Consider the following 12,517-nt stretch of genomic DNA (forward strand, 5'->3'; position numbering starts at 1 on the left):
TTAAAAAATGAGTTTTTTATTTTTATTAACCATTTTAAAATACTATCTTAGCGTTTCTAAAAAATAAAGCATATATACTAACATATTTATTTGATACATAGACAAATGGAAACTTTTGAGGGCGAAAATATTATTAAGGTAAACATCGAACAACAGATGCAAGAATCGTATATTGACTATTCAATGTCGGTTATTGTATCGCGAGCACTACCCGATGTAAGAGACGGTTTAAAACCTGTGCATCGCAGAGTTTTATTCGGGATGTACGAATTGGGTAATACTTCAAATAAGCCATATAAAAAATCTGCAAGAATAGTCGGCGAAGTGTTGGGTAAGTTTCATCCACATGGCGACTCATCGGTTTACGAAGCCATGGTGCGAATGGCACAAGATTGGTCATTACGATATCCACTTATTGATGGGCAAGGAAATTTTGGCTCTATAGATGGCGACCCTCCTGCAGCCATGCGTTATACCGAAGCTCGCCTTAATCGACTTGCCGAAGAAATGCTCGCTGATTTAGACAAAGATACTGTAGATTTTAGAAACAATTTTGATGATACCCTACAGGAACCTACCGTTTTACCTGGGAAACTTCCATTTTTACTCATTAATGGTGCGTCGGGTATTGCTGTAGGTATGGCCACGAATATGGCTCCACATAACCTAACTGAAGTGGTAAATGCAATTGTAGCATATATAGACAACAAAAATATTAGTATTGACGAAATTACTAAATATATATCAGCTCCCGATTTTCCTACCGGTGGTATTATTTATGGCTATCAAGGAGTAAAAGATGCATTAACTACCGGGAAAGGTCGTATTGTTGTACGTGCTAAAGCTAGCATTGAAGTTGAAGATAATCATGAAGTTATTATAATTCACGAAATACCATACCAAGTTAATAAAGCTGAGCTCATAAAAAAAATTGCCGAATTAGTTATAGATAAAAAGATTGAAGGTATTTCGAACATCGCTGATGAATCCGATCGAAATGGAATGCGTATTGTTATTGATGTTAAACGCGATGCAAATGCCAACGTTGTACTTAATAGTCTTTATAAATATACCGCTTTACAAAGCTCTTTCAATGTAAATAATATTTGCTTAGTTAACGGACGTCCTCGACTACTAAATATTTTAGAATTAATAAAATATTTTGTTGATCATCGCCATCAAATTGTTATCAGAAGAACCCAATTTGAATTAAGACAAGCCGAACAAAGAGCTCATATTTTAGAAGGCTTACTTATTGCCCTCGACCATATCGATGAAGTAATTACTTTAATTCGTTCATCCAAAACTGTTGATATTGCAAAAGAAGGATTAATGGAAAACTTTGGTTTGTCGGAAGAACAAGCTAAAGCTATTCTTGCAATGCGATTACAAACATTAACAGGTTTAGAACGTGAAAAACTACAAAATGAATACAACGAACTGATTGAACTTATCAAACGCTTAAAAGAAATTCTTTCCGACGAAAACCTAAGAATGCAAATAATAAAAGATGAACTAATATCTTTAAAAGAAAAATATGGTGACGAGCGTCGCACAACCATCGAATACAATGCCGACGAATTCGATCCCGAAGACTTTTACGCTAATGACGAAATGGTTATAACTATTTCGCATTTAGGATATATTAAACGCACTTTGCTCAGTGAATATAAAGTTCAAAATAGGGGAGGCGTCGGTTCAAAAGCAACCGATATACGCGATGAAGATTACATCGAACATGTTTATGTAGCTCGCATGCACAATACATTATTATTATTTACCGAACGTGGTAGGTGTTACTGGCTTAAAGTATACGAAATACCAGAAGGAAGTAAATCTTCAAGAGGACGTGCTATTCAAAACATACTCAATATTGAACAAGGTGATAAAATAAAAGCCTATGTTCATGTCGAACACATCGATAACGAAGAATATTTAAAAAGTCATTATATTGTACTATGTACTAAAAAAGGAATCATTAAAAAAACGACCCTCGAAGCATACTCTCGTCCGCGTTCTAGTGGAATTATTGCCATCAATATTCACGAAGGAGACGAATTATTAGAAGCTAAACTTACTAATGGCAACCATCACATTTTACTTGCTAATAGAGGTGGACGTGCAGTTCGTTTCCATGAGAGTAAAGTACGTCCAATGGGACGCAATGCTGCCGGTGTAAAAGGAATTACTTTAGTTGATCCTGTTCATGGAGGTGTAGTTGGTATGGTATGCGTAGAAAACGATGGCGAAGATATACTAGTTGTATCTGAAAATGGGTATGGAAAACGCTCCAAAATTACCGAATATCCTATTACCAATAGAGGTGGTAAGGGTGTTAAGACAATGAACATTACCGAAAAAACAGGTAAACTATTTTCAGTAAAAGGCGTTATAGATACCGACCATCTCATGATAATTACCAAAAACGGTACTGCTATTCGTTTAGCAGTAAAAAATCTTCGCTTATTGGGACGTACAACCCAAGGCGTACGTTTAATCAACCTCCGCGAAGGAGACGAAATAGCATCGATTACTTATATCGAAAATAATGGCGAAGAAGAAACAATGGATAATACTGAAAATGGCAAGGTAATTGATGATTATACCGAATTAGAAACCATCATCGATGATGAAGAAGATTTAAATGAAGTTAATGATGATAATGAACAAGATAATGAAGAAAATAACGAAAATTAAATAAATTAATACTTATGAAAAAATTAATTGTTTTAGTATCAGTTTTAACGCTTAGTGCTGGATACATAATAGCACAATCGTGTAGTTCTTGCCGTGTAAGCTCATACAATTATTATAAATACGGCGAACTAGATAAAGCTAAAGAAATGAGCGATTTTTGCATTACTTGCGATAAAAACTCTAAAGACCCACGAGTATGGTATTATAGAGGACTTATTTATGAAGGAATTCATTTAAAAAAAGAATTTAACAACCTAGACAAAGAAGCAGTTGACAAATCGTTTGAAGCATATAAAAAAGCCTTATTATTTAACTTTTTAGATCCTTCATTGCAAACATTAGATATTGAAAATAAACAAGAAGACTTATTGAATTTCTTCAAAGCTTTAATGGATCAAAAAACCAAATATACCGACCAAGAAATTACAATGGATATAATTATGAATCAATATCCAACCTTGGCAAATATATTTGTAAACAAAGGAATTGATGCATATCAAAATACTAAAGATTATGAAAAAGCATTGAAATATTTCAAAAACTCTTTATTTGTATCAGGTATGTCGGGAAAAATAGATACACCTGTTATTTATTATGCTGGCTTAGCAGCTCATAAAGCTAAAAAATTCGACGAAGCTAAAGAAATGTTTGAAACTTGCATCAAACTAAGCTATGGAGCTGATAAAAAAGAAAAAGCAAATAACTATTACTACTTAGCCGATGTTTATCGTTTAAAAGGAGATACTGCTAAATTTATTGAAACCTTGAAAAAAGGTATTGAAAAATACCCTAACGACAATACCGTTTTAGTAGTTGAACTTATTAATCATTATTTATCAACAAAACAAGTTACAGAAGCCAAAAATTATTTGGAAATTGCTATCAAAAACGACCCCAATAACCCAACTTACCACTTTGCCTTAGGAACTATTTACGATTCTAACGATAAAAATTACGACAAAGCCATTGAATGCTATACAAAAGCTATACAAATAAAACCCGATAACTTCGATTATCAATATAATTTGGGCGCACTGTATTTTAACCAAGCAGCAGATTTTTATAATCAAGCTAATAATGAACCCGATAATAAAAAATATCAAGCATTAAAGGCTAAAGGTGATGAAAAAATGAAACTTGCATTGCCTTATTTGGAAAAAGCACATGAATTAAATCCTAAAGACTTACCTACTATGGAATCGCTAAAAAATGGTTACTACCGTTTACAAATTTTAGATAAATACGAAACAATGAAAAAGAAATTAGAAGAAGCCAAAAAATAAATTAAGAAAAAGGGGATATAAATCCCCTTTTTTTGTAACTTTGCTTAAAAATGAAACAAATTTATATTTACATATTATTAACTTTAATTTCGTTTTCTGTAAATAGCCAAAATATAACAGAAAATGATTTGCTAAATGTCCTTAAATCGGGCGATGCAATAAAAGCAAAATCTTTATCCGATAAAGCAATAGAACAAACTAACGCTTCAAATGATGCATTCATATGGTTTTATCGAGGACAAATTTATTTAGCATTATTTGCGTCATCTGACAAACAAATTCAAAATTTAGCCCCTGATGCGTTAGAAATTGCATATAATGCTTTTATCAAAACCTTAGAACTCGATAAAAATAAAAAATATAATAAAGAAGCTTTAGAAGCCCTGCAAAGTATTGCCACTCAATTTAACTACGAAGGTGCCCATTTATTTAATCAACAACAATACGAAAAAGCCCTTCATTATTTTGAAAATGCCATTTCTATAAGCAAAATGCCAGCAATCAATAAAATTGATACAATTATCTATTACAATGCTGCATTAGCCGCCGAAAAATGTAATAAAATTAATATAGCCATTGACCTATACGAAAAATTAAAACAATTTAAATTTGGAGGTGCTAATATTTATTTAGAACTTGGAAAAATATATTGTGAAAATAAACTAGAAACTAAAGGTATCGAAACCTTTAAACAAGGCATAAGTCTTTTTCCTGACGAAAAAATAAAATTTTTAAATGAGCTAATCAATTTTTATTTAAAAACGAACAACCTTAATGAGGCCTACACATATACCGAAGAAGCATTAAAAATTGATAAAAACAATGCTAGTCTTTATTTTATAAAAGGAAGCTTGCTTGAACAAACAAATAATGAGCAAGAAGCAGAAAAAATGTACTTAAAAGCCTTGGAAATAAATCCAATTTATCAAGATGCATTATATAACTTAGGTGCCATGTATTACAATAGAGCAACAACGATCATAAAAAAAGCAATGAATAAAACTGAACAAAATCAAGCAATAGAAATTTATACAAAAGCTCAAAGTTATTTAGAAACATATAATAATAATTTTCAACGCGAAGAAATCATTTTAAAAATGCTAAAAACCATCTACACTTTAACTAATCAAACCGATAAATTAAACCAAGTAAACGAATGGCTTAAATCTTTTTAATATGATAAAATATTTTGCAACAATAATAAGTATTATGCTATTTTTTAATAGCATATTTGCTCAAAATAAAACAAACACAAGCAGAGGAGAAAATTTTATTCAACAAATAGAAGGTAAACTCGATAAAGCTAAAGCTCAAGTTGACAAACTATGCGCCGATGCAACAGGTAGCCAAAACGCCGAAAATTGGTATTTAAAAGCATATGTTTATAATGAATTAGCTAAAAGTCAGGTTTTTAAAAAATTAGCTCCCAATGCTGAATTTGAAGCTTTAGAAGCAGTAAAAAAATCGAAAGAGTTGGATAATAAGAAAAAATTTGAATCGGATAGAATTAACTTGTTATTCGACCTTAGTACACTTTTTTATAATAAAGCAATTACACTCTACAACGATGGTGTAGAAAACAAAAAAGATGCTAATTTTTCTGACGCACTTTTAAATTTCGAAAAATTTTTAGAATGCATTGATGTCTTAGGAAGCGATCAGGTAATTGTAACCAATTTACTCGACTACAATAAAGTTTCATTAAATAATATACATATGTATATGGGATATTCTGCTCAAAAGTGCAATCAATATGATAAAGCCAAAAAATATTTCGATAAAATTGTTTTATTAAACGTACCGCCAGCACAAGCTCGTCAAGTTGGAAACCCTTTAGCCTATATTTATTACATGGAATTGCTATTAAACCAAAAAGACACCATAGCCGCACGTGGAGTAGCCGAGAAAGGTCTTGAAGTATATCCTGAAAACCCCGATGTTATTATGGCAGCTATTGATTTATTTAATAAAATGAAAAAAATGAGCGAAATGGCAGAACTTATTGAAAAAATTGTAGCCAATAATCCCAATCCCGATGTAAAAATGATGTTTGTTCTTGGACAAGCATACAATAATATTGCTAAAGAATATAACAGAAAAGGATATCAAAGTACTGCCGAACAATATAAAACCAAAGCTATTAATTATTTCGAAAAAATATTACAACTTAATCCCAACGATAATAAAGTATTATTTAATACCAATTATAATCTTGGTGTAATATACTACAACGCTGGTGTCATTGCTTTTAAACAAAGAACTGAATCTAATACTACAGAATACGAGTTTTTATTCAAAAAGTCGGTACCATATTTAGAAAAAGCACGTGAACTCGATCCCAAAAATAAAAATGTACTTAATATGCTTCTAAAGGCTTACACATCATTAAACGAAAAAGTAAAAGCTGAAGCTATTGAACAAGAACTATATAAATAATTGAATTGTGTTTTTTTTCCGATTAACCTTATACTTATCAGTTTTTTGTTTTTCTGCAGGAGCTCAGAATATCGAACAAGAATATAACGAGCTTATAAAAGCGGGTAATTATTTAAAAGCTTTAAAAATAGTAGAGGAGGGTATTGCTTCAAATCCAAACATTAATTCATTATACTTTAAACATATAGAGGCTATTCTTTATTTATACTCTAGTAATAAAGACACCTCCGAAAACATCTTAAATAAAGCTTACCAATCGCTTTTTAATATTCAAAAACACAATCTAAGCAACCATGAGTCTGAAAAATTAAAAACTTTTTCTCAACAATTATCGATTCCTTTCTACCGTAAAGCTGCAATATATATGAATCTTGAACAATTCGATAATGCAAAAAATTGGTTTCATAAAACATTACAAATAAAACAATTAGCAAACGAGTATGACGATAATTTATTTTTTTATACAGGTTTAGCCGCATATAATGCTAATGACAATGAATTAATGCAACAATGCTTTTCTATTTTAATACAAAACAATAATGCTAATTCAATCGTATATGAAATATTATTAAATTATTACTTCAACAAAGAAAAAAAATCACAATTTAAACAACTCTTTGATAAAGCACTATTACAACATATCGAACTTAATGAAAACATTCATTTACTTTATATTTTAATTTTAGAAAAAGATATGAATTGTACTGATTTTTATAAATATAATAAACAACTACAATGGTATTCAAACCCCAATATCGAAATTAAAAAAGAAGTCGCCAACATGAACTATATTTGCAACGACACAAATGCTGCAATACAACAATACCAAACAATTTTATCTGAATATCCTCACGACACTTTTGCCTTAACACAAATAGGAATTATATATTATAATAAAGGTATTAAATATCTTCAAGAAGCAAAACGAATAATTTCTATTAGTGAGCAAAATATCGAACCTTATAGAAAACTAAAAGATATACATATTGAAAGTATGAAATATGCTGTTTATTATCTTGAAAAAGCCATCATGCAATCAACATCATCTCAAAATGTTATTCAATGTCTTTATTTAGCTAATAAATATCTACAACGAAAAGAAGCGATGAACCAACTAAAACAAAAATACTTGTTTATCAAAGAATAAAACCTATTTAACATAATGTAAATTATAGGACATTTAAATTTATCAAATTCTACACTTAGTTATTAAAACATTCATTATTTTTACCTCAAAAAAAAATATGGTATTAGCATTTGAAGATATTAAAGAAAATTCCATAATAGAAATTGCAAAAAAAATGATGCTAGCAGCAAGAACTGCACCTAAAGCAAGAGGTACAGATAATGTTTGTATTTTTTTGCTAACAGGCGAAGAAATTACAAAGCTTGCTGCGCATATGAAATTTATAGCCCAACGCGATCAAATAGCATTTTTTGAACGCGATGCAATAAATTTAGAACAATCATCGGCAATAATTATTTTAGGAACTCCATATAAATCGCTTGGTTTAAAAAACTGTGGATGGTGTGGTTTTAACACCTGTAATGAAAAAGAAAAACATGCCAATCATCCATGTGTATATAATGTACACGATTTAGGTATTGCTATTGGTTCAGCTGTATCAATTGCTGCCGATAATCGTATCGATAATCGGGTAATGTTTTCAATTGGAAAAGCTGCATTAGAATTAAATTATTTTCCTACAGATATAAAAATGGCTTTTGGCATACCACTTTCTGCTTCTGGTAAAAATCCATTTTTCGATCGAAAACCTATTTAACATAATATAAGTCTTTAAATAACTTTATTCTTAAATGAAAATACTCTTTGTCGATTCGACACACAAAATTTTAAAACAAAAATTTGAACAAGCCGGATGGCAATGCGATTATTTTCCCGATATAAACTATGAAAAAACCATATCTATTATTCATCAATACGACGGAATTATTATTCGAAGTAAAATAAAAGTAGATAAAACCTTATTGTCGTGTGCAAAAAAATTAAAATTTATTGGACGTGTCGGTGCTGGTATGGAAAGTATAGATACCGAAACAGCTAAAAAATTAGGTATTGCTTGCTTTAATTCGCCCGAAGGGAATCGTGATGCCGTTGGTGAACATGCCATAGGTATGCTTTTAAGTTTGTTAAATAAGCTATACCTTGCTAATACACAAGTAAAACAAGGTATCTGGCAACGTGAAGAAAACAGAGGCATCGAAATTAAAGGCAAAACTATTGGAATCATAGGCTATGGCAATATGGGGAGTTCGTTTGCTAATAAACTAAAAGGGTTTGAAGTTAACATTATTGCTTACGATAAATATAAATATAATTTCGAAAATGAATGGGTTAAAGAAGTTACTTTAGAACAATTACAAAACCAAAGTGATATTATAAGTTTACATGTTCCATTAACAGATGAAACCTATTATATGATAAATAAACCATTCATTGATGCTTGTGCAAAACCCTTTTATTTAATTAATACAGCACGAGGTCCTGTCGTTAAAACAATTGATTTGATTCATGCACTCGATGAAGGAAAAGTTTTGGGCGCTGCTTTAGATGTTATTGAATATGAAGAACACTCGTTTGAAAAGCTCAAACAATTTCCAGAAGATTTTTATCGCTTAGCAAGTTTTGAAAATGTAATATTAACTCCTCATATAGCTGGTTGGACATACGAATCAAAAATAAAATTAGCTGAAATACTTGCCGATAAAATTTTAATGCACTTTAATCAATAAATAATGCACCCCGATAATCAAATAATACATAGCTTATGGATCGGAAAAGAATTAAGCCCACTAGAGCTTTTAACAATTTATTCGTTTATTGCTAATGGCCACAAATTCTATTTATGGATTTATGAATCAATAGAAACTCCCCTACCTCAAAAAGTAATATTAAAAGATGCCAATGAAATTATTCCTTACTCAAAAGTTTTTAAATACAAGTTTGCTAATCAATATGGACATGGAAAAGGTAGTTATGCTGGTTTTTCAGATTTGTTTCGATATGCCCTACTCTATCAATATGGCGGATGGTGGGTTGATATGGATGTAACCTGCTTAAAACCATTTGATATTAAAGAACCATATGTTTTTCGTTCGCATCATGAATTAAAAGTGGTAGGCAATATTATTAAATGCCCTCCCAAAAGTGAATTAATGCAAAATTGCTATAAAGATGCATTATTTTTAATTGACGAGCACAATCGAAATTGGAATCGGCCAATCGAAATTTTAAATAGAAACATTGTTGAACTTAATTTAGAATCTTATATTCGTTCGTTTACTAATCCTGACAAATGGTTAATAATAAAAAAATATTTAGTTAACCAGTGGGATATCCCAGAACATTATTATGCTATTCATTGGGTAAACGAAGAATGGAGAAGACATAAGATTGCAAAAAATAAAACTATTGCAAATTCTTTTTACGCCTCCTTATTAAAAAAATATAATGTAAGTTTTATTCATGTAAAAGGTTTACAACTAATAAATTACAAAATTAAATTAACTAATCTGTACTCTGCTATGGTTTTACTAAAATACCCTCATGTTTTCTTTAAAACGCTATTGCGTTTCATAATAAGGCATAATAAAAAAATAATAAACCAATTCAATTCTGATATAAACTAATGTATTTACTTTTATCCCCAAAAATAAAATTTTTGAAAATTCTTTTTTATTTAACCATCTTTCCCTACATTTCATTTGGATGGGGCGAAAAAGGACATCACATTATTGTTCAAATAGCTAAAAAACATATCAATAAGAACATTCAAGATTCAGTTAATAAATATTTAGATGATATAACTTGGGAAAATGCTTCAACTTGGATGGACAATATTAGAAGAATACCAGAATATGCCTTTCTAAAAAACTGGCATTACATAAATATCGAACAAAATATGCCGTATGATAGCATAAAAACAGGTGCAGATAATATATATGTTCAATTACAGCTTACAATAAACCGCCTAAAAAATAAAAACATACTAACAAAAAAACAAATTACTTACAACCTAAAAATATTGTTTCATTTAATAGGTGATTTTCACCAGCCTTTACATGTTGGATATGGAATTGATAGAGGTGGAAACGATGTTAAAATTGACTTTTTAGGAAAGCATTCGAACTTACATGCAATTTGGGATGCTGATATAATTGAACAAACCAATATAAGTTTTGAATTAGTTAACACATTAACTAATAAAAAAAAGTATGCTCTATCTCTAAAAAAAAGTGATATTAATTTAATGCATTGGATGATACAAACCCGCAAACTTTTAAATTTTGTTTACCATTTTACTAATCCTATAAATTACTCATACATAAACAAAAGCAAATCAATCATTCAACATCAACTTGCATTAGCAGGTATTCGATTAGCAATAATATTAAATACGATTTTTAGTTAAAAATTGCTTGAATTATTTTAATAATCCGCAAAAATCAAATTTTAAAAAAAAACATAATCAATGAAAATTAATTAAATAAATTAGTATCTTTATGCAACGAAAAATTTAAACTTAAATATATGGGAAAATTAAGTCATTTAGAACCTAAAATTATTTGGGAAAATTTTGAAAAAATATGTTCAATTCCTCATCCATCAAAAAAAGAACAAAGAATAATTGCTTTCATGAAGCAATTTGGTGAAGATTTAGGCTTAAAAACAATTGTAGATGAAGTTGGCAATGTAATTATTAAAAAACCAGCTACTCCTGGTTACGAAAATCGCAAAGGCATTATTTTACAAGGTCACCTCGATATGGTTCCTCAAAAAAATAATGATAAACAGCACGATTTCGAAAAAGACCCCATCGAACCAGTTATTCATGGAGATAAAGTAAAGGCAAATGGTACTACCCTGGGTGCTGATAACGGCATTGGCGTTGCCGCTGCTATGGCTGTATTGCAATCGAAAGATTTGCAACATGGTCCAATTGAAGCACTATTTACCATTGATGAAGAAACAGGAATGACCGGTGCATTTGGCTTAAAACCAGGTTTATTAGATGGCGAAATACTATTAAACCTCGATTCCGAAGATGAAGGCGAAATATATGTGGGTTGTGCAGGTGGAATGGATGCCAACATTACATATACATATAAAAAAGAAGATGTTCCTCTTAATTCAGTAGCTTTTAAATTATCTTTAACCGGCTTAAAGGGCGGACATTCTGGAATGGAAATTATTTTAGGAAGAGGTAACGCCAATAAATTAATGAACCGTTTTTTAAAATATGCTAATAAAAAATTGCACGCACGCATAGCTCATATTGATGGAGGAAGTTTAAGAAATGCTATCCCTCGTGAATCATTTGTTACTATTACAGTTCCTCAAGAGCTCGAACAAGATTTAATGAGTGCTGTTAAAGAATTTGAATCCATTTATCGCAATGAATATGCTAATACTGAGCCCGATTTGAAGTTTGTAGCTGAAAAGACTACAAAACCAGAAAAAGTCATAGATAAATTTACCCAAATAAATTTAATTCACGGTATTTATGCGTGCCCCAATGGTGTTGTTCGCATGAGCGATGCTATTCCTGGACTGGTTGAAACATCAAATAACTTAGCTAGCGTAAAAATGAACAATGACACCATTCAAGTTTCATGTCTACTAAGAAGCTCTGTCGATAGTGCCAAAAAAGACCTATCAGAAGCCATCGAAAGTGCATTTTTACCAACAGGGGCAAAAGTTGAATTCACGGGTGGCTATCCCGGATGGAAACCAAACATGAATTCTGCTATACTAAAAGAAGCTCGCGAAGTTTATAATAAAAAATTTGGCAAAATACCCGAAATTAAAGCTATCCATGCTGGTCTTGAATGCGGATTATTAGCAGGCGTTTATCCACATCTCGATATGATATCGTTTGGACCTACCATTCGTTACCCTCATTCACCCGATGAAGAAGTACATATACCTACGGTTCAAAAATTTTGGGACTTTTTAGTCGAATTACTTAAAAATGCCCCAACAAAATAATTTTTTTTAATAAATTATATTTAAAAGACGCAAAGCATTTTCTTTGCGTCTTTTTTTCTATTTACATGCATAAAACTTATATTTTTGCGTT

The 12,517-nt window shown here is 30.7% G+C and carries 10 protein-coding genes; all 10 read left to right on the forward strand.

Going from position 1 to position 12,517, the window contains the following annotated elements:
- Positions 1–105: 105 nt before the first annotated feature.
- The 10 genes from gyrA to HPY79_06705 all read left to right on the forward strand — a co-directional run bounded on the left by gyrA (position 106) and on the right by HPY79_06705 (position 12,426).
- Positions 106–2,697, forward strand: a complete 2,592-nt coding sequence (gyrA, locus tag HPY79_06660; GenBank protein ID NSW45476.1) for a DNA gyrase subunit A — start codon at positions 106–108, stop codon at positions 2,695–2,697.
- 14 nt (positions 2,698–2,711) lie between these two features.
- Entirely contained in the window at positions 2,712–3,980 is a 1,269-nt protein-coding gene (locus HPY79_06665) for a tetratricopeptide repeat protein (protein ID NSW45477.1), read from the forward strand.
- Positions 3,981–4,030: 50 nt separating this feature from the next.
- Entirely contained in the window at positions 4,031–5,155 is a 1,125-nt protein-coding gene (locus HPY79_06670) for a hypothetical protein (GenBank protein ID NSW45478.1), read from the forward strand.
- A gap of 1 nt (position 5,156) precedes the next feature.
- The gene (locus tag HPY79_06675; protein ID NSW45479.1) at positions 5,157–6,416 is read left to right on the forward strand and encodes a hypothetical protein; all 1,260 of its coding nucleotides are present in this window, start codon (positions 5,157–5,159) and stop codon (positions 6,414–6,416) included.
- A 7-nt stretch (positions 6,417–6,423) separates the two neighbouring features.
- On the forward strand, positions 6,424–7,563 hold the full coding sequence (locus HPY79_06680; protein ID NSW45480.1) for a hypothetical protein: 1,140 nt from the start codon (positions 6,424–6,426) through the stop codon (positions 7,561–7,563).
- 97 nt (positions 7,564–7,660) lie between these two features.
- Complete coding sequence (locus tag HPY79_06685) at positions 7,661–8,200, forward strand: ferredoxin (GenBank protein NSW45481.1); 540 nt, start codon at positions 7,661–7,663, stop codon at positions 8,198–8,200.
- 34 nt (positions 8,201–8,234) lie between these two features.
- Positions 8,235–9,170 (forward strand): hydroxyacid dehydrogenase, encoded by a 936-nt coding sequence (locus HPY79_06690; GenBank protein ID NSW45482.1) that lies wholly within the window; start codon positions 8,235–8,237, stop codon positions 9,168–9,170.
- A 3-nt stretch (positions 9,171–9,173) separates the two neighbouring features.
- The gene (locus HPY79_06695) at positions 9,174–10,067 is read left to right on the forward strand and encodes a hypothetical protein (protein NSW45483.1); all 894 of its coding nucleotides are present in this window, start codon (positions 9,174–9,176) and stop codon (positions 10,065–10,067) included.
- Between the two features lie 32 nt (positions 10,068–10,099).
- A complete protein-coding gene (locus HPY79_06700; protein NSW45484.1) occupies positions 10,100–10,849 on the forward strand; it encodes a S1/P1 nuclease in 750 nt (249 codons plus the stop codon).
- Between the two features lie 119 nt (positions 10,850–10,968).
- Positions 10,969–12,426 (forward strand): aminoacyl-histidine dipeptidase, encoded by a 1,458-nt coding sequence (locus HPY79_06705; GenBank protein ID NSW45485.1) that lies wholly within the window; start codon positions 10,969–10,971, stop codon positions 12,424–12,426.
- The last annotated feature ends 91 nt before the right edge of the window (positions 12,427–12,517 follow it).

This window comes from Bacteroidales bacterium (assembly GCA_013314715.1).
GTDB lineage: Bacteria > Bacteroidota > Bacteroidia > Bacteroidales > GWA2-32-17 > Ch61.

Excerpts from the sequence above, each read along its gene's own strand:
- gyrA (NSW45476.1), top strand. The coding sequence starts at position 106 with ATGGAAACTTTTGAGGGCGAAAATATTATTAAGGTAAACATCGAACAA.
- HPY79_06665 (NSW45477.1), top strand. The coding sequence starts at position 2,712 with ATGAAAAAATTAATTGTTTTAGTATCAGTTTTAACGCTTAGTGCTGGA.
- HPY79_06670 (NSW45478.1), top strand. The coding sequence starts at position 4,031 with ATGAAACAAATTTATATTTACATATTATTAACTTTAATTTCGTTTTCT.
- HPY79_06675 (NSW45479.1), top strand. The coding sequence starts at position 5,157 with ATGATAAAATATTTTGCAACAATAATAAGTATTATGCTATTTTTTAAT.
- HPY79_06685 (NSW45481.1), top strand. The coding sequence starts at position 7,661 with ATGGTATTAGCATTTGAAGATATTAAAGAAAATTCCATAATAGAAATT.
- HPY79_06690 (NSW45482.1), top strand. The coding sequence starts at position 8,235 with ATGAAAATACTCTTTGTCGATTCGACACACAAAATTTTAAAACAAAAA.
- HPY79_06695 (NSW45483.1), top strand. The coding sequence starts at position 9,174 with ATGCACCCCGATAATCAAATAATACATAGCTTATGGATCGGAAAAGAA.
- HPY79_06705 (NSW45485.1), top strand. The coding sequence starts at position 10,969 with ATGGGAAAATTAAGTCATTTAGAACCTAAAATTATTTGGGAAAATTTT.